Genomic DNA, 23148 nt, shown 5'->3' with positions numbered 1-23148 from the left:
ATATGCATGTCTTACACGATCAGTAAAAAGATTCTCAATGTTGTCGGGCGCACTAACGCGACTTATGAGCTCATCAGTCAGGGTGATCGAGTATTGGTAGGTTTGAGCGGAGGCAAGGATTCGATCCTACTCTCCTGCTTGCTTGCGCGCATGCGAGCGCATGCTCCCTTTCAATTCGAATTTAAGGCTGTTACCGTGCATTATGGTCTGAATGAAGATTTAGCATGGCTCTCCAAGCTCTGTGTTGAGCAAAACATCCCCTATGAGATTGTGCACACCAATATTGCCCAAACCATCCGCGAAAAGCGACGCGAACAGAGTTCTTATTGCAGTTTTTGTTCGCGCATGCGTCGGGGAGTGCTCTACAATTATGCCCTTGAAAATGGCTACAACAAGCTTGCCCTAGCCCATCACCTGGATGACGCTGTGGAGAGTTTCTTTATGAATTTCACCTACAATGGGAGTTTACGGAGCATGCCTCCCATTTACAAGGCCGAAAATGGGCTCTTTGTGATCCGCCCGTTGATTCACATCCGTGAGCGCCAAAGTATTGACTTTGTCAAATCCCAAAACATCCCCACCGCCCCTGATTGCAATTGTCCGGCTAAACAACCCGATTCAGACAAACCCCCCATTGCCCGCTCCGCTACCAAGTATTTTTTACAAGAAATGGAGCGCAATAATCCTACTCTTTTTACTTCACTTAAAAACGCTTTTTGCAATGTGCACGCCAATAGCTTTAGTGATGGTGCATTCTTAGACGCCCAGGGGGCATGAGATGGGCTTGGATGTACTTGTATTCATTGTGTTCATGGTGGTTGCGCTTGTTATTGACTTCAAGGCGCACCAACAAGACCAAGTGGTTACTCTCAAGAGTGCAGGACTTTGGTCTATTTTTTGGGTCGCCACAGCTTTGATCTTTGCACTCTACTTGCTCTGGCATGATGGCAAGGAGAGTATGTCGCTCTTTTTAACGGGTTATGTGCTAGAAAAGGCCCTTTCTGTAGACAATCTCTTTGTGATTATGGCCATTTTTGCATGGTTTAAAATCCCAGATATTTACCGCCACCGTGTGCTCTATTACGGCATTTTGGGGGCGATTATTTTTAGATTGATCTTTGTCTTGATTGGCAGCGGTCTCTTGCACCTCTCAGGTTATATAGAAATTCTCTTTGGCGTTCTTGTCGGCTATAGTTGTGTGGTCATGCTCAAGAATCAAAATCAGGAAGAGACAGAGCACAAGGAAGAAGACTATTCCCAGCACATGGCCTACAAACTAGTGTATAAGTTTTTCCCTGTTTACCCTAAATTGGTTGGGCATGATTTTTTCCTCAAAAAGTCAGAATTACAGAATTTAGAAAAGGATTTAGAGGGCCAAGAGGTGGACGCTTTCCACCGCCAAAGCGCCTTTGCAAAGGCCAAACTCATCGCTACACCCCTATTTCTCTGTCTTGCCGTAATCGAATTGAGTGATGTGATGTTTGCCTTTGATAGCGTGCCTGCCGTGATTGCCGTGAGTAAAGAACCCTTGATTATTTACAGCGCGATGATGTTTGCGATTTTGGGGCTTCGCAGCTTGTATTTTGTCCTAGAAGTGCTTAAAGGCTATTTAGTCTATTTAGAAAAAAGCGTGGTGATCGTGCTAGGTTTTATCAGCCTCAAGCTCATTTTAGGCGCGACCAAGCATCTTTTTGGATTTGGCTTGGAAATCAGTCCCACGGCCAGTCTTTACATCGTTTTAGGGGTGCTGGGCGGGGGTGTGCTGCTCAGTTTGTTCAAAAAGCAAACAGTTCAGGAAGAATCTCCGCACGCAGATACAAGACTAGAACACTTAGAGCAACGCATAAGTGTGCTGGAGCAAAAATTACAAGACTTAGAGAGTAAGCAGAAAGATTAGAGGAGGAGTTATATGCAGAGTTTTAAGAAATGGGCTTTGATCCCACTATTTGGGGCACTATTGAGTTGCGCCTACGCCACAGAGGTCTACAATGCACAAAAGATCGCCGACATTTTTTACCGCCTCAATGGCGAGTCTGCACAGCCACATAAAAAAATCAACCATGCCAAGGGTTTCTGCGCCACAGGACGCTTTGTGTCCTATGCTAAAAATGCGGCAAAATTTCAAATCCCTCTTTTACAAGATAGCTCTCTTAAAGCGCAGGTACGCTATTCGCTAGGCGGGGGTAATTTACATGCGAGCGACGCCTCTAAAGTGCGGGGCATCGCTGTAACTCTGGAAGGCTCCAAGGAAACTTGGACCATGGTCATGCTTAATACCCCAATTAATTTTGCGCGCACTCCAGAAGAATTTGGGCGTTTCTTTGAGATGCGTATTCCCAAAGAGGGCAAGGTCGATCACGCCTACATTAAGGAGATGACTCAAAAAGTGCCCTCTTATCGCAATTTTGCCCACTATATGCAGGGCGTGGGAGTAACTTCCAGTGTGGCACACACCCCCTATTACAGCATCCATACCTTCTTTTTTAAAGACTCCAAGGGCGAGCTGATACCAGCCCGCTTTACTCTACAGCCCTTGGAGGGTGTGCGCACCTTAAGCCCAGAAGCTTTAAAAAAAGCCAAGGGCAACTTTTTAGAACAGGATTTTAAAGATCAAATAGCCAAACGTCCCGTGGACTATAAATTGACTCTCATTTTGGCCAATCCTAAAGACCCCATTGATGACACCACTAAGCTATGGCATGGCAAGCATAAAGAAGTGGAATTAGGGCATTTAGAAGTGAGTGCTTATAGCGGACATGGATGCAATCCAGAAGTTTTTATGCCGAGCACTCTGCCTAATGGAATTGAACCACCCAAAGACCCCCTCTTTGAAGTCCGCAACGAAGTTTATGGAATCACTTTCTCAAGACGGCAATAGGTGTTAGAACTTGCTCTAAGCAAACAGTTAATGGGCGCGCAGGGCTCCTTTTGTTTGGAGGCATATTTTTCCCTTCCTTCAGAACAAATTAGTGTGTTATTTGGGCCCTCAGGTGTTGGCAAAAGCACGCTATTGCGCCTTGTTGCAGGACTTGAGCAACCCGATCAAGGCACTTTGCGTTTCCAAAACACCTTGTGGCTGGACACACGAAGACGATTTTGCATGCCTCCCCAGCAACGCGCGCTAGGTTTTGTTTTTCAAGATGGGGCTCTCTTCCCTCATTTAAATGTGCATGATAATTTGCGTTTTGGCAACAAGGATTCGCATATGTTGCAGGAAGTAGTGAATTTCATGGAACTTGCAGGACTCTTAGGGCGATCCATCCACACCCTTTCAGGTGGGCAAAAACAGCGTGTGGCTCTTGCGCGCGCTCTTTTGAGTGCGCTTAAAACCCCTCACGCGCTCTTATTATTGGACGAACCCTTGAGCGCGCTAGACATGCCTACACGCACTAAATTTCAAGCTGAACTTAAGCGTTTGAGCACGCATTTTAAACTCACAATTCTTTTGGTTACCCATGATTTGCACGAAGCCTATGCGCTTGCTGACTATGTGGTGCACATCGATGCTAAGCAAGGCATACACCGCTGTAACATAAGTACATGGGAGCGCTTTTTAGAACAATCAAGCGCGTTAGGCTTGCTGGCTAAGGTGCTCTGCCAAGACTCTCATACTCTTACCCTTGCGTTCAAATCTCCACCGACCCTAAACTCGGGTGATTTAGCATGGGTTTCTTTTAGGAGATCGCCATGAATGTTTATGTGCGCGAAGTGGAGATTGCTTTATTGAAGCAACTCCAAAAAGTCTCTCTCTCCATGTTTAGGAATGGCTTTTTTAGCACTTTCAAGGGCTCAATTTCAGCACGGATCAGCACGCGCCGTTTCGTGATCAATAAGCACGATGCCATCTTGGATAATTTGGATACAGACTCTTTCATTGTTTCACAAGACACACCAGATTATCGTTGGCAAGAGGCTAGCAGTGATACATCCATCCATGCTAGCATTTATCAATCTTTTAGCGAAGCCCGTTTTATCGCCTATGCACGCCCTCCCTATGCCATTGCCTACTCTCTCACGCATACACACCTGATTCCTTTAGACTACCTGGGCTGCGCTCTATTGGGGCAGAAAATAGAAATTTATGATCCCAAGAGCTACAAAGATTGGCAAGAGCGCGCTCCAGTGGATATCCTGCGTTATTTACAAGAAAATGCGCAGCCCTATATCTTTATCAAAGGCTGCGGAGTCGTGGCATATCAACGCGAACTGCAGGGTTTACTCAAAATTTTTGATCTCCTGGAAGGCGCTTGTCGAATCCTGCAGCTAGCACATCTAATGGATCATGGCTATGAAAACAACAAACGTTTTGAAGTTTGAAACACTTTCCACAGCTAACGCAAAAAACCTTCTTGTAGTGCTAGTTAATCAGAATTGCATACAACATTCTTGATAATAGCCTTTTCTACCGCTCCACTTTTTAAAAACTCGAGGCATTAAAACCCGTCTGGCGAGCAAATCTTGATAATCTAGCAATCTCCCGCGTAACTCAAGCTATGGGAAGTGCGTCAAGTCTCAATATAGAGTTTGGCTTGAAGTTTAACCTACTGGTTGCTTTGCTTCACCATATATTTCTCTACAAGGGTCTATTCTGTTCTAGGTATGTCAGTAAAAATTCAGCTTTATGTACTATAATCCGCGACTGATTTTAAGAATTAAAATTAGATTTTGGAGTTGAGCGATGGAAGAAATCGTCGTGGCGTTAGTGGGACAACCCAATGTAGGCAAGAGTTCCCTCATCAATGCAATCAGCGGAGCGCACTTAAAGGTAGGGAATTTTGCTGGAGTTACTGTAGAAAAAATGCAGGTAAGCACCACCTACAAGGACACTAAAATCACGATCGTGGATCTTCCAGGCATTTATGCCCTGAATGATTTTACCATTGAAGAGAAAGTGAGTAAGCAATTCTTAGAAAATGAACGCTTCGATCTCATTTTAAATGTGCTCGACTGCACCAATTTAGAACGCAATTTGAGTCTGAGCACCCAGCTACTCAACACCCCTCACAAGGTGCTCATGGCGCTCAATATGTGGGATGAGGCTGAAAAAGAGGGGTTGAAGATTGACATAGACCTACTCTCTAAAGACCTAGGCGTGCCATGTGTTCCCACCTCTGCCAGTACACATTTTAACATGGATCCTCTCTTAGATCAGCTCATTACTCTGCACCGCAACGGAAAAGAGATGAGAAATCTCCCCGCTGCTTCCAAAGAAGAGGCGTTTCAATTCTGTCGCGCTTTGGCCAACAAGGTCTGTCGCCGCACACAGGGTATGTCCACTTACACACAACGCATTGATAAATACCTCATGCATCCCATCTATGGTGTTCCCATTTTCTTGGCATTTATGTTTGTGGTCTTTTATATGAGTTTTTTAGTGGGTGGAGGGCTACAAACTTACGTGGACGATGGTTTTGCTTGGCTCGCAGACACTATCAAGGCACATGCAGGCAATGAGCAAATTGGTTCGCTCTTGGGTGATGGTATCGTTGGAGGCGTGGGGGCAGTGCTCTCGTTTTTGCCACTGATTGTGGTGCTCTATTTGGGTATTTCGCTCTTAGAGGCCACGGGTTATATGAGTCGTGTAGCATTCTTATTGGATGGAATTTTTCACAAGTTTGGTCTGCATGGCAAGAGTTTTATTCCTCTTGTCACGGGTTTTGGGTGTTCTGTGCCCGCTTACATGGCCACCCGTACCTTGCAAAACCAGCATGAACGCCTGGTAACTCTCTTTGTAATCGGTTTTATGAGCTGTAGCGCGCGTTTGCCTATTTATGTGCTGTTTGTGGGTTCGTTTTTTCCGGAGAAATATGGCAGTTTAGTTCTCTTTTTGATCTATGTACTGGGTGCTGTTGTGGCACTTTTAATGGCCAAATTTTTAAAACTAAGTGTCTTTAGAGGTCAGGAAGAATCCTTTGTGATGGAAATGCCTAAGTACCGCATGCCCAGTCCCAAAGTCGTTTGGTATAGCATTTACACAAAAAGTATCTCCTACCTTAAAAAAGCGGGCACTTATATCCTAGGGGGGGCAATCTTCATCTGGTTTGCTTCTAACTACCCTCAGGACGCTAAGGTGCTAGAGAATTACCAGGCACAGATAGATCGCATTGAAGCGGGTAATTTAGAGGCTAGTGCCAAAGAGGAGGCTATCAAAGCTCTTGAAGAAAAAAAACAGCAGGACATTACAGAAAATAGTCTGATAGGACGCGTGGGTCGCGGTATTGATATTCTCTTCAAGCCGATGGATTTTGATTGGCAACTTTCCGTTTCGTTAGTGGCAGGGTTTATGGCCAAAGAGGTAGTGGTTTCCACCTTGGGTGTTCTCTACTCGCTCGGGGATACTGATGAGAATTCTAAGTCCCTCCGTGGAGCGCTCAAAAAACATGTCAATGCCCCCTCTGCCATTGCCTTTATCGTCTTTGTGATGTTTTACATTCCCTGTTTTGCTGCCACAATTACCTTTGGCAAGGAGGCTGGAGGAACGAAATTCGTGTTCTACCTATTCGCTTTCACCACAATAGTGGCCTATATCTTCTCTTGTATCGCCTACTATGTGACCAAATTTTTAGTAGGAGCGTTCTTATGAAGTAAACTTTTTGAGAAAAGGGTTCCAAAACCCTTGACTTTGTTTCTCATTTATACTATAATAATGATACAAACTAATACAAAGGAGTTTTCATGTTGCCTTCAGACACAGTTAAGTTGCTTAATGCGCAGGTGATGGACGAGTTCTTCTCAGCTAATCTGTACATGAGCATGAGTTCTTGGTGCTACACCCATAGTTTTGATGGTGCTGGCTTGTTTTTGTTTGAACATGCAAGTGATGAGTATGCGCATGCCACCAAAATCATCACTTACTTGAATGAGAACGAAGTGGGTGTACAGCTCAAAGAGGTCAAGGCCCCCGAACACGAATTTAAAAGTTTAGTTGAAGTCTTTGAAAAGGCTTACAAGCACGAACAGCACATCACACATTCGATCAACACTCTTGTGGACAAAATGCTTGTTGCCAAAGACTATGCTACTTTCAATTTTCTGCAGTGGTATGTGGCTGAACAGCACGAAGAAGAAGTGCTCTTCAAGAATATTTTGGACAAAATTAAGTTGATGGGTGAAAGCGGGCATGGCTTGTACTTGGCCGACCAATACATCCACTCTTTGGCTAAGGACAAAAAGTAAGGTTCTGCCTCTCTGCCCCCTCTCTATGGGGGTTGGAGACAGTTGAGTGAACCGCCCCTCCCTAAAGGGAGGAGCTTCCTAACTAACAGAAACCAGCGTTTCTGAGCTGACAAAGGCTTTGCTGTTTATAGTCCGCAAGGCTAGTCCCTAACCCAAAAGACTTACAGACCCACTGATATGGGCGGAGATTAGTTGCCAACCTGTCATCGTGCTAGTTTTTAGTGGCCAGAATGAGCGCATCCAACTCTGCCACATCAGGTTTTCACTAACCTCACTTACCTATTGCAAGGTTAGCCTTTCTTTTCTTAGAGTGCGCTTACATCTTAAGCCCTAAAGGGCGGAGTTTTACGCGCGTTCAGATAAAATTCTATAAAATCGTGTGGAATTTCGTTATAGCTTTGTTTTTCCACAAAAATCCCAATTTTTGCTAAAATAAACATTGTCTTTGGTAGGCAGAGTCCGCTACATCGGCGCTTGTAGACATGCGGAACGCTTGACACCTTCAAAACCAAAGGGCAAGATCTTGTGTTTTGGTGAGAGCAGGTGTGGATGGAACGAGAATGACAGCAGAAATCCTAGCTTTGTAGGTTTTTGCAAAGTTTTGTGGGATTTTATAGGTCTGTAAGAATAGTTGCGCTTGAATAGGAAGCCTCAAAGGGATCCTGATGGGATGGTTAGATGTTCTGATGCTCATCTTTTTAGGAGGAGTGTTGGTAGGAGGGGTGGGTTATTACATTTACATGGTGCTAAAAAAATGACTTGTCCTAAAATGTTGGTACACATCTGTTGTGCAGTGGATAGCCACTTCTTTTTACAAGAACTGCGGCAACTCTACCCTCAAACGCAGTTTACCGGATTTTTTTATAATCCTAATATCCATCCCCATGAGGAATACCAGTTGCGTCTGCAAGATGCCAAGCGTTCGTGCAAAATGCTAGATATGGCTCTTATAGAAGGGGATTATGCGCTGGATGCCTGGCTACAGGCTATTCAAGGATTGGAGGAGGAGCGTGAAAAGGGAGCTCGTTGCAATGTCTGTTTTGATGTGCGTCTGGAGGCCAGTGCCAAAATGGCTCTAATGCTCGGAATTGAGCACTTTAGCACGACTCTACTCTCCAGCCCCATGAAAGAACAGATTATTCTTAAATCTCAGGGTGAAGCAATTGGAGCGCGTTACGGCTTAGAATTTATTTACCATAACACGCGCGCTAAGGGAGGGGTGGAGAGACAGAATGCCATGGCTAAGCGGGATAAACTCTACCGACAAAATTACTGTGGATGTCGCTTTGCTTTAAACGCGCAAAGAGAGGCACAAGATAAGCCTTGTATTGAATTAATGAGCCCACTCAATGGTCAAATCCATCCTGCTGGCATTCCCCGCCGCCTAGAACTTTTTAAACGACGCGATGTCTTGGAAGCACACGCACAGGGTTATGAGCTTCTGCAGCAAAGTGCCCTAAGCTATCTTCTCTTACGCGCCCATGTGCACTTGGATCAAGAGCTCCTCCCCAGTGTGATTCTCAACCGCTCTACAAGCAAAAAGGTCCTTATTAAAGATTTGCGCGTCCAAGTTATCACGCTTGAACCTACTTTAGCCCAGAAATTACTCGCTAAAGAGCATAACTTAGAGGTTAAACCCCTCACGCTGGAGGTGGGGCTTTCTCCTAAAGATGACACGCTATTTTTAGATATGCGCGGAGTTAGCGCACTGCTCCAAATACCGCCCACATCCTTATCAGATTTGAAGTTGTGTTACGATCAAGAGCTCTATGTGCGCGAGCGACTCGTGGGTGGGGAGAGTATTCAACCCCTGATCATTGTCCAAGATTTAGGGATTTTTAGAAGCGCTCATCCCCCTGTCCGCGTGCAGATTGTTGCACAATTTTTTGAGCACAAAAACTTTTACCTACTAGAGCACCCTACTCCTCTTTTGCCACCAGAGTATCCCAAAGAGCAAAGCAAAGCTCACGCTAGAGAGTACTAAGGCGTATTGATTAGCCAGCGCGTCTTCATTAGCTTCTGAAGCAATGAAGATTGCCACGCTGGCCACGCGCGTTTTTCCCTCAATATCCCCCCCTAACATCATCACCACTCCAAATTCTCCAATAGTATGGGTAAAAGTAGTGGTAATCGCCAACCACAAACTGGGTTTAATATTGGGCAAGAGCACTCTAAAAAAGGTAAAAATTTTGCCCTTACCTAAAGTGTAGCTGGCTTCTTTGATTGAGGGGGGTAAATTAGCTAGAGCGTGTTGGATGGGGTTGACCATAAAGGGCAGAGAAAAAATCACACTGCCCAAGACGAGCCCCTCAAAGTTAAAGACTAAGCGTAAGTGTAGGTTTTTTGCTAAAAACGCCCCGAGGGGACTTGTGGGGGATAGGAGCAATAAAAGATAGAATCCTAGCACTGTGGGGGGGAGCACTAGGGGCATCCAAGTGAGGGTTTCTAAAAGAGTTTTGAGCAAGCCCTGTCTGTGAGCCAAATAAGCCCCCAAAGTTAGTCCAATGGGGAGCAAGATGAGGGTTGTGCAAGTGGCTAGGGCAAAGGTGAGTTTGAGAGTGGTGAAAAAGGCGTGATCCACTAATCCACAATGTAGCCGTAATTTTTTAGAATATCACGCCCTATCTGCCCAAGAATGAATTGCTCAAACTCTCTGGCAAGAGGGTTTTTTCCTCCCGCATTGGTAAGTACTAGAGCTTGCTCAATGGGTTGGTAATACTCTTTGGGCACGATGTAATAGCGCCTAGAATCGTGGCGACTCATTAAGGATAACGCACTAAAGCCTAGCTCAGCTCCTCCACTAGCAACATATTGATTGGCTTGGGCGATGGAATTGCCTAGTAAAATTTTGGGCTTGAGAATTTGGGCAAGCTGGAGTTTTTCAAGCACTTCCATACTAGCCTTGCCATAGGGAGCTAGGGTTGGATTAGCCATAGCAAGGTGCTCAAAAGAGCTTTTCAAAACCTCTAAGGAGGGTATCACACGCGTTTTGCTCCAAAGTACGAGCACACCCTTTGCGTAAACCTTGGGCGTGTAGGGGGTAATTTTGTCCTCACTCAAGCGCAGGGGGCGTTTTTTATCTGCACTCACAAAGAGATCGAAGGGCGCACCTTGGTGGATTTGATTATATAACTTGCCCGAAGACCCAAAACTCAAATACACCTTGACACTCGGATGTTCTTTCAAAAAAGCCTGCTTGATAGCCTCCAAAGCCTTCGTGAGATTAGCCGCTCCAGCGACATGAACCTCTTTAATTTCTTTGGCTATGCCCACAGAGAGAACCAACAACGCCACCCCTAAAAACCGCGATATAAACCCCAACATATCCATTTCCCATTTGCGTTAAGCCCGCAGGCTTAAACTACGGGAATAACTAGCGTTAATTTACTGGCCTGCACACCCGCATAGGCTTGAAGTATCGACCTTTATCGAGAATGCACAACTCACATTAAGCATTGTAGCACAAGATACACATGAAATGCCCTTCTAAATCCCATGAAGCTCTCAAAATGCTAAAGATATTTGGACTCGCCCATTGTTGTCCTTGCAAGTTCAGCTCAAAAAGACTACCATGGGGACATGATTTTAATTCCTGCCAGATTACAATCCAGTCGCTTTCCCCAAAAGCTCCTCGCAGACATCAAGGGCTTGCCCATGGTGGTGCGCACGGCTCGTAATGCCCAGAAAGTAGATGAGGTGGTAGTGGCGTGCGATGATGTGAAAATTTTGCGGGTGTGTGAAGATTTTAACTTACGTGCTATTTTAACCAGCCCTGAGCACCCAAGTGGCACGGATCGCTGTGCGCAGGCCTGCCAAATCCTCCAACTTGCGCCTGAGAGCGTGGTGTTGAATGTGCAGGCTGACGAACCCTTTTTAGAACCTGAGGTGATCGCCACTCTCTTAGAGCACGCCCAAAAAACCCCTTTTATGCACACCTGCGCTAAGATCATTGCCTCAGAAGAAGCCCGCGATCCCCATGTGGTCAAAGTGGTCTTGGGCGCACAGCACGCGCTTTACTTCTCACGCGCACCCATTCCCTTCAGCCGTGATGGGCGGGAATGCCCTTTCTACGGGCATATTGGTGTTTATGGTTTTCGTGCGCGCACCCTCTTGGAATTCTGCGCGCTGGAAAAAAGCCCCTTAGAAGAAATTGAAAAACTCGAGCAACTCCGCGCGCTCTACCACCATAAACCCATTGGGGTCAGCGTTGTCAAAAGCCAAAGTATAGGCATTGATACCCCCCAAGACCTCCAGCTTGCTCTAAGACGATGTTGACCACCCATCGGGTGTTGCAGGCGCATATTGAGGCGCTAAACCCCTATTTGCAGAGTGACATTAGCGAACTTGTGAGCAATAGAGAGAGGGAGATTTGGCTTTATAAGCTAGATGGATCGTGTCAAAAAGTGCAAGAGCCCGCATTGAGTAGGGGTTTCTTACTGCGTTTTTGCGAACAATTAGCCAGTTATTATGGCATGCGTTTTGATCGAGAGTATCCCATGCTCAATGCCTCTCTACCCTTTAGTCGTTACCGCGTGAGCGCTAATCACTTCAGCATCACAACCACCCAAGAAATTAGCTTGAATATCCGTGTGCCCAGTGCGCGAACTTTCAGTCTACAAGCCTTTAGACTCGGGGCGCAATGTGCATATAATTATGCGGACTTACAAGACATGGTGTGCAAGGGGTATAATATTCTCATTAGCGGGGGCACGGCGAGTGGAAAAACAAGCCTACTCAACGCCCTTCTAGCCTATGTCCCTAAGCAAACGCGCGTTGTGAGTGTGGAAGATAGCCAGGAATTGGATTTGAGTGGCTTTGAAAACGCTGTGGGACTCTTGGTGAACAAGGGCGAGCAAAACCTGCGCTATGAAGACGCGCTCAATATGGCGGTGCGCATGCGTCCCGATCGCTTGATGGTGGGGGAAATTGATACTCGTAACACCCTGCTTTTCTTGCGTTTTGGGAATACGGGGCATAAGGGAATGCTGGCTACTTTACATGCTAATGGGGTCGATCAGGTATTGGAGGCTATCGCGCTCAATTTGGAAATGGGTAACCACCAACGCCTCCCCCTAAACATTGTTGAGCGTTATGTGAAAAGCGCGATCGATGTGGTGATTCAGGTGTGCAAACAAGACCAAGCCCATGTCATCCAAGAAGTGTTATTAGCCCAACAACTCTAAGCGTGCATAAACTTTTGCAATCTCTCTAGCCCACTTTCGATTTGCTTTATGGAACAGGCATAGGACATGCGCACAAAACCTTCCATCTCAAAGGCTACTCCGGGCACGAGCGCGACCCCTTGGTCTTTTAAAAGGTTTTGGCAAAATTCCAAACTAGCTCCTGGGATTTTAATCCACAAATAGAAGGCTCCCTGGGGTTTGAGGCAACTTAGACCAGGAATGGCGTTGATCCTCGCACAAGCCAAATCACGCCGTTCCTTAAAGGCTAGGCGCATGCGTTCCACATCGGCGTTAGCCACTCCACTTAAAGCCTTAAGCGCGGCGTATTGGGCAATAGAATTGATATTAGAAGTGCTATGGCTTTGCAGGGCAACCATGTGCTTGAGTAAAGTTTTATCTTTGGTGCCCAAATAGCCCACGCGCCAGCCGGTCATGCTAAAGGCTTTGGAAAGTCCATTAATGGTAATGGTGCGTTCCAACATGCCCGGCAACGCCCCAAAGGCGTAAAACGCGCCATCATAAACCAGTTTTTCATAAATTTCATCGCTCACTACGAAGGCGTTAGAGGGGGCGATCACTTGGGCTAGAGCTTCAAGCTCCTCTTTAGAGTAAACCATGCCAGTTGGGTTAGAAGGGCTAGCCAGCACGATAAATTTAGTTTGGGGTGCGAGTGCGCTTTTTAGCTGAGCGGGAGTGATTTTAAAACCGCTCTTTTCAGTAGTGGGTAGAAACACTGCTTTAGCTCCACTATAGCGCACTAACTCGGGGTAGGTAACCCAGCAGGGTGTAGAGATAATCACCTCATCACCCGGATTAAGCAGAGCTTGGAATACATTAAAGAGGCATTGCTTAGCCCCATTGCAAAGCATCACTTCATCGGGGCGGTAATCGAGTTGGTTTTCTTGTTGAAATTTCGTACTCACACTTTTAAGCAGTTCTGGAATTCCTTTGACAGGAGTGTATTTACTATGTCCTTCTTGAATAGCTTGAACAGCGGCTTGTTTAATACTTTCTGGGGTATCAAAATCGGGTTCGCCAGCACTAAAACTCAAAATATCCTTGCCCTGCGCTTTCAATTCTTGGGCTAAAGTAGTGATAGCAATGGTGCTGGACTCTTGAATCTGGGTGATTTGCTTGGAATACATAGGAATCCTTATGTTGGTATAAACAAGCATGCATGCTAGCAGTCAAAACATGAAAATTTGCTATAATAAAACCCATGCGTTGCCTGCCCCCCTTGCTCTTTTTGTTGTCCAGCTTAAGTGCGGCCTCTCCAAGTGCCTATAAAAAGCAGTACATCGATTTGCTCACTGAGAATGATGGGTATATCAACCCCTACATCGATCGTTATTATACGGCGGGCACGCGCATCGGCTGGGCGAGCAAGGAATACGATTTCAAGCAGTCCAAAATGTCTTGGATGGATTATTTGAGTTTGCAGATCAAAAAGCCCAAGGTAACGCGCTTCACCCTCTATCTAACCCAAACCATGTTCACCCCCACTCTAGCCCACCGCACACTCACCACCCCAGTAAGAGGTGATCATCTCTATGGGGGTTGGTTGCGCGCCCAACTAGGAATCTTGCAAAGAAGTGAGCACACCCTAGAAACTTTGGCTATCTCTATGGGCACTGTGGGGCCGGGCTCTCTAGCAGGCAGAACCCAGGATTTGATCCACACTTGGGCGCATGACCCAAAATTCTTAGGTTGGGGTTCTCAGATTGCCAACGAATTTATCTTTCAATTCCACTATTCTTGGCTACAAAAAATTCCCCTTCTTAAGAGTCGTTTTTTTGATGTGGATATGCTTGCAGGGGCAGGCATGGATTTGGGCAATGCAATCACGCATTTCAAGGTGGGTTCAATGTTGCGCTTGGGCTATAATCTGAGCGTAGATTTTGGACCTAATAAGATCAACACGGGTTTTAGCGGGGGGATGCCCGTGAGCGATAAATTTTCGTTATATATCTTTGCAGGGGCAACAGGGAAATTCCAACCCGTTGATATTTTTGTGCAGGGCAATAGCCCCACTACAAGGGGAATCACTGCTCTGCCCTATTTTCTCTATAATGCTGAAATTGGGATCGCCATTGCCTACAGGGGCACGCGACTCTCCTTTAGCGCGATTGATTTGAGCAAGACTTTTAAAGACCAACCCCGTAACCACAATATTGGGAGTATAGAATTGGATATTGCATTTTGATGGGAAGAAAAATATTGCGTATTGCCGTGATTGCAGGAGCGTTGTTGGCAGTGGGCTTGTTGGGGGTGGGGCTTAAACTCAGCCATGATATTAAGAAAACTTTACAAGAAAGTCTAAATCATCTAGCTCCTCATATCCATGCTGCTCCCTTTGAATGCTCGGGGTTTAAACACATTAGATGCGTGAGCGAGGGGGTTAAAAATCCTAATTTGGGTCCTATAGTTGTGCGATTGAGCGAAGTCAAATCACATGGACTAGAGTTTGGCCTAGATGTAGAGCACATCCACAGCACGCAGAAATGGGCCCCCAAAAGCGCACATTGCACTATAGCCCTCCAGCTCAAAAACGAAGAACTCTTCACCCAGAGTCATTGCAAGGCTCCTGGAAATTTGGGGTATACACTGGGATTAAAAGCCCGACTTAAAGACCCCCAAAAGCCCCTCAATCTCAAATCTCTCTTACAAACCAATGATCTTAAAGCGTTGCAAGCGCATGTAGAGACCCTCGATGTAGACTTGAATAGCAAGGATTTTAAGGCCATCTTATTGCCGCTTTTAAAGGAGTCGGGCGATCTCAAAGACCCAAAAGACTATAATAAAGCTCTAGCAGATATTCAAAAATCTTTTCAAGGTGTGGTGATTGTGGGCTTAATGGTGGCGGGTTTGCAAGAAGAAGTCGCGCACGCCCAAGAATTGATCAAAGCCTTTAACGCCTTTGCCAAGAATGAAAGAGATCACTTCGGTTTCACTTTACACAACAAAGACCCTAATTTTAAAGCTTTGGACTCTTTTAATAATCCCTGGGAGTTTTTGCCCCACTTACGCCTACAGGTGCACCCTTGAAACGCATTTTACAAGCATGGCTTTACTCTAAGGAGGGCTTAAAGGCGGCCTTTCATGACGAGCCTGCTTTTAAACAAGTCGTGTTGCTCGCACTTTTGGGCTTTGTGGGGGCGTGTTTTGTGGCGCATACCTTTGCACAATTTGCGTTGTTGGTGTTGCCCGGAGTGTTGTGCGTGGTGGTCGAATTGCTCAATAGTGCTATTGAAAACGCCGTAGATTTTACCGGTACCCACAAACATCCCCTAGCTAAGAAGGCCAAAGACATGGGCAGTGCTGCCCAACTGATCGCTCTGGTGTTTTTCGCGCTCGTATGGGGAGCTTATTTTGTATTCTAGGAGAAGTTTTGCAACCCAAGATTGAAGACATTCGCATTGAAGAATCCCTAAAAGAGAGTTATTTAGACTACTCCATGAGCGTGATTGTGGGGCGCGCTCTGCCTGACGCTAGAGATGGACTAAAACCCGTACACCGGCGCATTTTATATGCCATGCATGAACTGGGCTTAGGCTCTAAAGTGCCCTATAAAAAAAGCGCGCGCATTGTAGGGGATGTGATTGGTAAATACCACCCCCATGGGGATAGCGCGGTTTATGAGGCTTTAGTGCGTATGGCACAAGATTTTTCTATGCGCTTGCCCCTTGTGGATGGGCAGGGTAATTTTGGCTCAATCGATGGGGATAATGCCGCTGCGATGCGCTACACTGAAGCGCGCATGGCAGCTCCTAGCGAGGAGCTTCTAAGAGACTTAGACAAAGACACCATCGACTTTGTGTCTAACTACGACAGCACTCTCCAAGAACCCGACATTTTGCCTAGCCGTCTGCCTAATTTGCTCATCAATGGCTCCAGTGGGATTGCTGTGGGGATGGCGACTTCCATCCCTCCCCATCGTCCCGATGAGATCATCGATGCGCTGATCTGTGTGCTGGAAAATCCCCAGGTCCAGTTAATAGACCTTATAGACATTGTGCAGGGACCAGACTTCCCCACGGGGGGAGTGGTTTGTGGCAAAGCGGGGATTTTAGAGGCTTATAGTACAGGGCGCGGACGCATTAAGGTGCGCGCCAAAAGTCGGGTAGAAGAACACAATAACCGCGAGACTATCATCATTGAGGAAATCCCCTATCAGATCAACAAAGCGCGCTTGGTGGAACAAATCAGCACTCTAGCCAAAGATAAGGTAGTGGAGGGTATCGCAGAGGTGCGCGATGAATCCGATAGAGAGGGAGTGCGCGTGGTCATTGAGCTCAAAAAAGACGCGTTTTCTGAAATTGTGCTCAATCATCTCTATAAATCTAGCAACATGGAGATCACCTTTAGTATTATCTTGCTCGCTATCTACAATAAAGAGCCACGCGTTTTTAATCTCCTAGAGTTGTTAAAACTCTTTTTAGTGCACCGTAAAAGCGTGGTGATTCGGCGCACTATTCACGAACTAGAAAAAGCCAAAGCGCGCGCACATATCCTAGAGGGCTTAGAGGTTGCCCTGCAGCACAGCGAGGCAGTGATCACGCTCATTAAAGGTAGTGTAGACGCACAGGGGGCCAAGGACTTGCTCATGCAAACCCACCATTTAAGCGAGGAGCAAAGCAAGGCTATTTTAGACATGCGCTTGCAACGCCTGACAGGGCTAGAGCAAGAAAAGATCACCAGCGAACACGCTCAATTACAAGAAAAAATCGCGCTTTTAGAGGGAATTTTGCAGAGCGCGGACAAGCTCAACGCCTTGATCAAAGAAGAGCTTTTAGAGGTTAAAGAGAAATTTAGCACCCCTAGAAAAACCCAAATTGAAGAGGATTATGAGGGAATCGGCATTGAAGATTTGATTGCTCATGAAGACATGGTTGTAACCATCAGTCATAAGGGCTATGTGAAACGCGTCCCCCTAAAAGTGTATGAGCAACAAAGGCGCGGGGGCAAGGGCAAGATGTCGGGCAACACCCATGAAGACGACTTTATCGAGTCTTTTTTCATCGCCAACACCCATGACACGATTTTATTTATCACCAATACCGGGCAACTCTATTGGCTCAAGGTGTATAAAATCCCCGAAATGGGGCGTAACGCCATCGGGCGCGCGTTGGTTAATCTGGTAGATTTGCAACCCGGGGAGAGTATCAAGGCAACCATCCCCACTAAGGATTTTGACGCGGATAAATCCCTTGTGTTTTTTACTAGGAATGGCATTGTCAAGCGCACAGAGCTCAGTGCCTTTGGGCGTATTCGAGGGGGGGTGCGCGCGATTGTATTAGAGGAAAATGACGCGTTGGTTACGGCCAAGATCATCGACTCTAGTGTACAAGAACTTTTTATGGCCAGCTCTAAGGGGATGTGTATCCGCTTTGGCATAGAGGATGTGCGTGAAATGGGGCGCGTGGCTAGGGGGGTTAGAGGTATGCGCTTAAGAGAGGGAGATTTTGTGATCGGAGCAGGAGGAGTTTGTTCAGATGAACAACGATTGCTAAGTGTGAGTTCTAAGGGCATAGGCAAACAGACTCTAGCAGGAGCTTATCGCGCACAAGGGCGAGGTGGGCTAGGTGTGATTGGGATGAAGATCACACCTAAAACGGGTAACCTCGTGGGGATTGTGAGTGTGGATGAGGGGCAGGATTTGATGTTGCTCACTAAAAGCGGAAAAATGATTCGCATGCCTATGGAGACAATCCGCGAAACCGGGCGCAATGCCAGCGGGGTTAAGTTGGTGCAAGTAGAGAGTGATGAGGTGGTCTATGCGAGCACCTGCCCTAAAGAAGAAGTCGAGTAAAGCCTTTTTATTGGTGTGTCTGGTGGGGTTTTTGCACGCGCAGGAGTTTGTAATCTCTTATGCCATGCAGGTGCACAATGGGGTTGCCAAGCGTCAAGCTTTTGGGATCACGCGCGCGCTAAGAGATCATACCAACAAGGTACACTATACATGTGAAATCCCGATCAATGAGCCCAAACTTTCCCCCAAACAAGAGCCTTTTTTGCTGGACATTTTGTTAAAAAGTTACCAAGATGAGGTGGTGGATTGTCTGTATCAAGGCGAGGTACGCATTGAAAGCAGTGGTTTTAATACAAATTCTCAAAACCAGAACAACGCCACTTTACGCATGGTTGCCCCTGCTAATGTGCACCTAGAGGGGGGCTTATTAGTGCTTGAAATTTATACAAGGAGATAGCATGAAAATTGCCATTGTAGAAGATGACATTAACATGCGCAAGAGTTTGGAGCTCTTTTTTAGCGACCAGGAGGATTTGGAGGTGATCGCCTTTAAGAGCCCTAAAGACGCTCTTAAGGCTTTAGATGAGAGTTTTGAGCTCATCATCACTGACATTAATATGCCCCAAATGGACGGACTGGAGTTCTTGCGCAAATTAGAGGGGCGTTATGAAGCGATTGTGATTACGGGGAACGCCACGCTTAACAAAGCTATCGAGTCCATTCGCCTAGGAGTGAAAGACTTTTTTCAAAAGCCCTTTAAGCCTGAATTGCTCTTGGAGTCCATTTATCGTAGTAAAAAGGTCCTGGAGTTTCATAAAGTTCACCCGGTCAATAAGGCGTGTAAAAAGGAATTTTTCATCGCTACTTCGCAGGCCCTAGAGGCGGTACAAAAACAAGCCCTTAAGGCAGCAGCTACTGATGCGAGCGTGTTTTTACAAGGACCTAGCGGGGTAGGTAAGGAAGTTTTTGCTCACTTTATCCATGAAAACTCTAAGCGCAAGGGTGCGCCCTTTGTGGCGATTAACATGGCAGCTATCCCTGAACACCTTTTAGAGTCTGAATTATTTGGCTATGAAAAGGGCGCGTTCACCGATGCCACCAGCGCCAAAGCAGGGCTCTTTGAAAGCGCACACAGGGGGAGCGTGTTTTTAGATGAGATTAGCGAAATGCCCTTGAAATTGCAGAGCAAACTTTTAAGGGCGATCCAAGAAAAGGAGATTACAAGGTTAGGCGGTCATAAGCCTATCAAAATTGATGTGCGCTTTATAGCTGCTACTAATACTAATATTCAAGAAAAGATCAACGCTAAGGAATTTAGAGAGGATTTATTTTTCAGACTGCACACCATCCCGCTTAAAATCCCCCCGCTTAGAGAGCGCAAGGAAGAGATTTTGCCCTTAGCGGAGTGGAAATTACAAGAAGTGTTGTGCGCTTATGATTTAGGGGAGAAGAGTTTTAGCGAGCAGGCTAAGGAGTGTATGCTAAGTTATACATGGCATGGCAATATCCGCGAATTGCTCTCCGTGGTAGAGCGTGCGGCCATTTTGAGCGAGGGAGCGCAAATTAGTGAAAAGGATCTCTTTTTAGAGAGAAGTTAACTTCTTTGTGTTACTCATGGGGCATCTTGTATAGAAAGGATTGAAAATGGTTTATACAAATGCTTTGGAGCTCATTGGGCATACCCCCGTTTTGAAAACTAACCACCTTTTAGAAGAGGGATCGGCAGATTTTTTTGTGAAGCTAGAGAAGTTTAATCCGGGTGGGAGTGTTAAGGATCGCGCCGCTTTGGGAATGATCGAGCAAGCAGAGAAGGATGGGCGACTGACTAAGGGGATGACCATCATCGAGCCTACCAGTGGGAATACCGGCATTGCCCTAGCCTTAATGGGGCTACTCAAGGGCTATAAAGTGGTGATTGTGATGCCTGAGACGATGAGTATTGAGAGGCGCGAGCTCATTAGGGCTTATGGGGCAGATCTGATTTTAACAGAGGGAGCGAAAGGCACGAAGGGGGCGATTGATAAAGCCTTAGAGTTAGGGCAACAAGAGGGTTATTTTATTCCCCAGCAGTTCGAAAACCCGGCCAATCCCCAAAAACACTACGACACCACTGCTCAAGAGATTTTAAAAGATTTGCCCGGCGTAGATGCGGTTGTGCTGGGCGTGGGCACGGGGGGTACGATTGCAGGTGTGGGACGCAAATTTAAAGAGCAGAGTCATCACGCTAAAATCATTGCGGTAGAACCCGCCCAATCGCCTATTTTAAGCGGAGGCATGCATAGCCCGCACAAGATTCAGGGGATTGGTGTGGGCTTTGTACCGGGCAATTACGATAAAAGCGTGGTCGATGAGGTGATCGCCGTAGATGAGCGCGATGCAATGCACACGGCTAAACTCTTTGGAGAAAAAGAGGGGATTTTAGTGGGTATTTCTTCAGGAGCGGCCATTTTTGCCGGGTTGCAAGTAGCGCGCCGTTTTGGCAATGGGAAATCCGTATTGGCCATCGCCCCTGATGGAGGAGAAAAATACATCTCTACGGGACTTTATGATGCTGGATTTGGACTATAGTCTAAAGCGCGCCCTAGCCCAAGACCCTGCCGCGCGCAATAAATGGGAGGTGTTATTGCTCTATCCGGGGATTCATGCTCTGCTTGCCCACCGCCTGGCCCACGCTTTGCACAAAAAGCGTTTTTACTTTCTTGCCCGTGCACTTTCGCAGTTGGCGCGTTTTATTACCGGGATAGAAATCCACCCGGGAGCAAAGATCGGACGGGGCTTGTTCATCGATCATGGCATGGGCGTGGTGATTGGGGAAACTACTCAAATTGGGGATGATGTAACCATTTATCATGGGGTAACTCTAGGAGGCACGGGTAAGCTCAAGGGCAAACGCCACCCTACCTTGGGTGATCGCGTGGTGGTGGGAGCGGGCGCGAAGGTGTTAGGCGCGATCACGATTGGGAATGATGTTAAAATTGGGGCTAATGCGGTGGTAGTTTCAGATTTACCTAGCGGGGCTACAGCGGTAGGTACAAAGGCTAAAATGCTTGAGAAGTGAGGGCTTGTGAATCATAGATTTTCTTATAATCTTCAAAGCAAAAGAGGCTGTCTTTGTGGATGGCTAGTACATCGAAAAAGGGCACAAGGTTTTGTTGGGAATAGCGAGTATAATCCATTAACAAAGAGAGGTTAAGGATATCCTTACTAGAAAGCGTGCAGACTAAGTTTCCATAATTATCAAAAATAATCAATTGTTCGTAGCCGAATTTGTTCAGCAGTGGAAAAATCCCGGTAGAAACTTCGCCCTGGGCACTTAAACAGGTATGATCCCACTCAAAGAAAAGCGCAGGCTTGAACTTTTGTAGGGTTTGTTCCGCACCCCGCATGATTTTAAAATCAAAACCATCGGTGTCAATCTTAATAAAATTAGGGGTAAAGCCGCATTCTTGGATCAGACTATCCAGTGTGCGGATTGAAGTGTTGAGTGTTGAGTGTTGAGTTCCCGCACAAGACTAGCCGTCCCGTCTTTCATCCTTAAGCTGTGATCTTGAGAGTCATTGCTCTCTCCCAGGAATATTCCTGTGTACACAAGAAAGCTTTTATCTTCTTGGTTTTGGGGAGTTTTTGTATAGTATCGCTGTGCATTTTTAGGATGGTTTTGGTCAGTGTACAGGGGGGTTTGCAGATTCTGACTTAAGTTGGTATGGATGAGGTCACCGTAATTTGTCGTCCCTTCCACAAGCATATAAGCCCCGCCATCCACCTGTGCGAAAACCGCTGTATCCCCAATATTAGCCCCCACATCCACCATGGACAAACGCCCATACCGATCCTTGATATGTTGGGCAATGCCCTTTAAGATCGTGTCGTAACAGGGGTAATATTTTTGGCAAATAAAAACCGGGTGGGCAAAGGGCATGGTAAAAGTGACGCCACGGAAAGTTAAAGTGATCTGAGGATCACCTAGTTTTAATAACCCGCGGTGAACATAGGTCCACAATTTAAACACTACACGATTAGGGGCGTTTAAAAGCCTTTTGTAAACGAATCGTGCTAAAGCCTGCATGACATCTCCAAAAACCTTTATTCTAGCTTTTGTGAAACACACCCCCCAAAAGGAGCGGCTTCCCAACTAAAAACACCCCGCGGACATTAACACGAAAGACCCCACATTTAAACGTTTACAAGGTCATTCCGTACCACAGAGGGCAAATGCGGTAATTATAGCACAACTAAAAATTGTCGCGTGGTTATATCTTAAGTCCTAAAGAATAGAGTTTTTTCGTACAGCTCTTGTTATTTACAATCCATGGTGGTGTAAAGAGAGGAGAATAGGTACTAAGTCGAACAGGGCAATTGTATGACTTGATCTGCTTAACCCTTAATCTACAATTATAATTCCTTAAAAACTTCTCGTCCTCATACATGAAACTTCCAAAAAAAATACCCGCTTGAGTAAGGAGGTACTTATAGAACAATCACTAGACGCCAACAGACCATCCAAGAATTCATTACAGAATTAGAAACACATTATAGTGCCATCATAGAACAAGACTTTAGAGGAGCCATTGAACAGGCCATTAAGCAGATGGACCTCTCTTTTCTGCAAGCCCAGCATGATGATTTCTACCACAAGGCACGCACCAGACTGGGCAAGCTTGTTGCCAAAGAGTTTGAACAAGAATCCTTTAGTTATGTGCGCAAGCTAGTACTCCAAGCCCTGCAAGATAGCTCTCATCTACGCACCCTAAGAGAGATGCAATTAGAAGCCCAAATCCACTTACAAAGCTTAATACAAACCCATGCCCTTAAAATCTTGCAAGAGCAGAGTGTGGCTTTGATGGAGTACACCCAAGCCCAGATGCGCTTTTACACCCAGGTAGAGCTAGAGCGCAAGAAACAAGAGTTCATCAAGCAGGGACTCTTGCCTGAAGATGTCTTTGTGCACACCAAAGCTTTCAAGGTGGTTTAGATGGGAACTTTGCAAGAGGGATTGAGCCTAATACTAGAACAGAGCAAGGGACTTAAAAATGCCTCCAC

24 protein-coding genes are annotated in these 23148 nt (G+C 46.2%); 19 read left to right on the top strand and 5 right to left on the bottom strand.

Features of this window, described 5'->3' with window-relative positions; genetic code table 11:
- Positions 1-6 precede the first annotated feature (6 nt).
- From KCO92_RS03710 to KCO92_RS03675, 8 genes are all read left to right on the top strand, one after another.
- Entirely contained in the window at positions 7-777 is a 771-nt protein-coding gene (locus KCO92_RS03710) for a PP-loop family protein (RefSeq protein ID WP_104695457.1), read from the top strand.
- 1 nt (position 778) lies between these two features.
- A complete protein-coding gene (locus KCO92_RS03705; protein ID WP_104695456.1) occupies positions 779-1897 on the top strand; it encodes a TerC/Alx family metal homeostasis membrane protein in 1119 nt (372 codons plus the stop codon).
- Positions 1898-1909: 12 nt separating this feature from the next.
- Positions 1910-2878, top strand: coding sequence for a catalase family peroxidase (locus KCO92_RS03700; protein ID WP_104695455.1), 969 nt, complete (start codon positions 1910-1912; stop codon positions 2876-2878).
- Between the two features lie 30 nt (positions 2879-2908).
- Positions 2909-3691, top strand: coding sequence for an ATP-binding cassette domain-containing protein (locus KCO92_RS03695; RefSeq protein WP_233709714.1), 783 nt, complete (start codon positions 2909-2911; stop codon positions 3689-3691).
- Positions 3688-4317 carry a class II aldolase and adducin N-terminal domain-containing protein gene (locus KCO92_RS03690; RefSeq protein ID WP_199766022.1) on the top strand — a complete coding sequence of 210 codons (630 nt, stop codon included), beginning with the start codon at positions 3688-3690 and terminating at the stop codon, positions 4315-4317. The genes KCO92_RS03695 and KCO92_RS03690 overlap by 4 nt, the downstream gene beginning before the upstream one ends.
- A 361-nt stretch (positions 4318-4678) precedes the next feature.
- Positions 4679-6583 (top strand): ferrous iron transport protein B, encoded by a 1905-nt coding sequence (gene feoB, locus KCO92_RS03685; RefSeq protein ID WP_104695453.1) that lies wholly within the window; start codon positions 4679-4681, stop codon positions 6581-6583.
- A gap of 92 nt (positions 6584-6675) precedes the next feature.
- The gene (locus tag KCO92_RS03680; protein WP_104695452.1) at positions 6676-7176 is read left to right on the top strand and encodes a ferritin; all 501 of its coding nucleotides are present in this window, start codon (positions 6676-6678) and stop codon (positions 7174-7176) included.
- Between the two features lie 754 nt (positions 7177-7930).
- A complete protein-coding gene (locus KCO92_RS03675) occupies positions 7931-9160 on the top strand; it encodes an epoxyqueuosine reductase QueH (protein WP_104695451.1) in 1230 nt (409 codons plus the stop codon).
- Here the strand turns inward: KCO92_RS03675 and modB are convergent.
- A complete protein-coding gene (gene modB, locus KCO92_RS03670; protein ID WP_104695450.1) occupies positions 9086-9757 on the bottom strand; it encodes a molybdate ABC transporter permease subunit in 672 nt (223 codons plus the stop codon). The two genes, KCO92_RS03675 and modB, sit on opposite strands and share 75 nt — an antisense overlap.
- The gene (modA, locus tag KCO92_RS03665; RefSeq protein WP_104695449.1) at positions 9757-10500 is read right to left on the bottom strand and encodes a molybdate ABC transporter substrate-binding protein; all 744 of its coding nucleotides are present in this window, start codon (positions 10498-10500) and stop codon (positions 9757-9759) included. Before modA ends, modB begins: the two co-directional genes overlap by 1 nt.
- A 255-nt stretch (positions 10501-10755) precedes the next feature.
- Here modA and kdsB point away from each other — a divergent pair, with 255 nt between their 5' ends.
- Together kdsB and KCO92_RS03655 are read left to right on the top strand one after the other, a co-directional pair.
- The gene (kdsB, locus tag KCO92_RS03660) at positions 10756-11451 is read left to right on the top strand and encodes a 3-deoxy-manno-octulosonate cytidylyltransferase (RefSeq protein ID WP_104695478.1); all 696 of its coding nucleotides are present in this window, start codon (positions 10756-10758) and stop codon (positions 11449-11451) included.
- Positions 11445-12359 (top strand): ATPase, T2SS/T4P/T4SS family, encoded by a 915-nt coding sequence (locus KCO92_RS03655; RefSeq protein ID WP_104695448.1) that lies wholly within the window; start codon positions 11445-11447, stop codon positions 12357-12359. The genes kdsB and KCO92_RS03655 overlap by 7 nt, the downstream gene beginning before the upstream one ends.
- Here KCO92_RS03655 and KCO92_RS03650 read toward each other — a convergent pair.
- Entirely contained in the window at positions 12356-13504 is a 1149-nt protein-coding gene (locus KCO92_RS03650) for a pyridoxal phosphate-dependent aminotransferase (protein ID WP_104695447.1), read from the bottom strand. The two genes, KCO92_RS03655 and KCO92_RS03650, sit on opposite strands and share 4 nt — an antisense overlap.
- 74 nt (positions 13505-13578) lie before the next feature.
- Between KCO92_RS03650 and KCO92_RS03645 the strand changes: the two genes are divergently transcribed.
- Genes KCO92_RS03645 through epsC form a run of 8 tightly spaced genes read left to right on the top strand, consistent with a single transcriptional unit; the run spans position 13579 to position 21166 of the window.
- A complete protein-coding gene (locus tag KCO92_RS03645) occupies positions 13579-14562 on the top strand; it encodes a lipid A deacylase LpxR family protein (protein ID WP_233710456.1) in 984 nt (327 codons plus the stop codon).
- A complete protein-coding gene (locus KCO92_RS03640) occupies positions 14562-15404 on the top strand; it encodes a hypothetical protein (protein WP_104695446.1) in 843 nt (280 codons plus the stop codon). The genes KCO92_RS03645 and KCO92_RS03640 overlap by 1 nt, the downstream gene beginning before the upstream one ends.
- Positions 15401-15739 carry a diacylglycerol kinase gene (locus tag KCO92_RS03635; RefSeq protein WP_104695445.1) on the top strand — a complete coding sequence of 113 codons (339 nt, stop codon included), beginning with the start codon at positions 15401-15403 and terminating at the stop codon, positions 15737-15739. Before KCO92_RS03640 ends, KCO92_RS03635 begins: the two co-directional genes overlap by 4 nt.
- Positions 15715-18168 carry a DNA gyrase subunit A gene (gene gyrA, locus KCO92_RS03630; RefSeq protein ID WP_104695444.1) on the top strand — a complete coding sequence of 818 codons (2454 nt, stop codon included), beginning with the start codon at positions 15715-15717 and terminating at the stop codon, positions 18166-18168. Before KCO92_RS03635 ends, gyrA begins: the two co-directional genes overlap by 25 nt.
- A complete protein-coding gene (locus KCO92_RS03625) occupies positions 18134-18565 on the top strand; it encodes a hypothetical protein (protein WP_104695443.1) in 432 nt (143 codons plus the stop codon). Before gyrA ends, KCO92_RS03625 begins: the two co-directional genes overlap by 35 nt.
- A gap of 1 nt (position 18566) precedes the next feature.
- Positions 18567-19706, top strand: coding sequence for a sigma-54-dependent transcriptional regulator (locus KCO92_RS03620; RefSeq protein WP_104695442.1), 1140 nt, complete (start codon positions 18567-18569; stop codon positions 19704-19706).
- 46 nt (positions 19707-19752) lie between these two features.
- Positions 19753-20676: a cysteine synthase A gene (gene cysK, locus KCO92_RS03615; protein ID WP_104695441.1), complete on the top strand. Its 924-nt coding sequence runs from the start codon at positions 19753-19755 to the stop codon at positions 20674-20676.
- Positions 20657-21166, top strand: coding sequence for a serine O-acetyltransferase EpsC (gene epsC, locus KCO92_RS03610; protein WP_104695440.1), 510 nt, complete (start codon positions 20657-20659; stop codon positions 21164-21166). The genes cysK and epsC overlap by 20 nt, the downstream gene beginning before the upstream one ends.
- Here epsC and KCO92_RS03605 read toward each other — a convergent pair.
- Together KCO92_RS03605 and KCO92_RS03600 are read right to left on the bottom strand one after the other, a co-directional pair.
- On the bottom strand, positions 21147-21560 hold the full coding sequence (locus KCO92_RS03605) for an FkbM family methyltransferase (protein ID WP_233710458.1): 414 nt from the start codon (positions 21558-21560) through the stop codon (positions 21147-21149). The two genes, epsC and KCO92_RS03605, sit on opposite strands and share 20 nt — an antisense overlap.
- On the bottom strand, positions 21560-22174 hold the full coding sequence (locus tag KCO92_RS03600) for a hypothetical protein (protein ID WP_104695438.1): 615 nt from the start codon (positions 22172-22174) through the stop codon (positions 21560-21562). Before KCO92_RS03600 ends, KCO92_RS03605 begins: the two co-directional genes overlap by 1 nt.
- Positions 22175-22696: 522 nt before the next feature.
- On the opposite strand from KCO92_RS03600, the gene KCO92_RS03595 reads away from it, so the two are divergent.
- Positions 22697-23080, top strand: a complete 384-nt coding sequence (locus tag KCO92_RS03595) for a hypothetical protein (RefSeq protein WP_210647450.1) — start codon at positions 22697-22699, stop codon at positions 23078-23080.
- Positions 23081-23148 lie beyond the last annotated feature (68 nt).

The sequence above is a fragment of the Helicobacter salomonis genome (assembly GCF_017979425.1).
GTDB lineage: Bacteria > Campylobacterota > Campylobacteria > Campylobacterales > Helicobacteraceae > Helicobacter > Helicobacter salomonis.
This window is presented reverse-complemented; position numbering and strand designations above follow the sequence as displayed.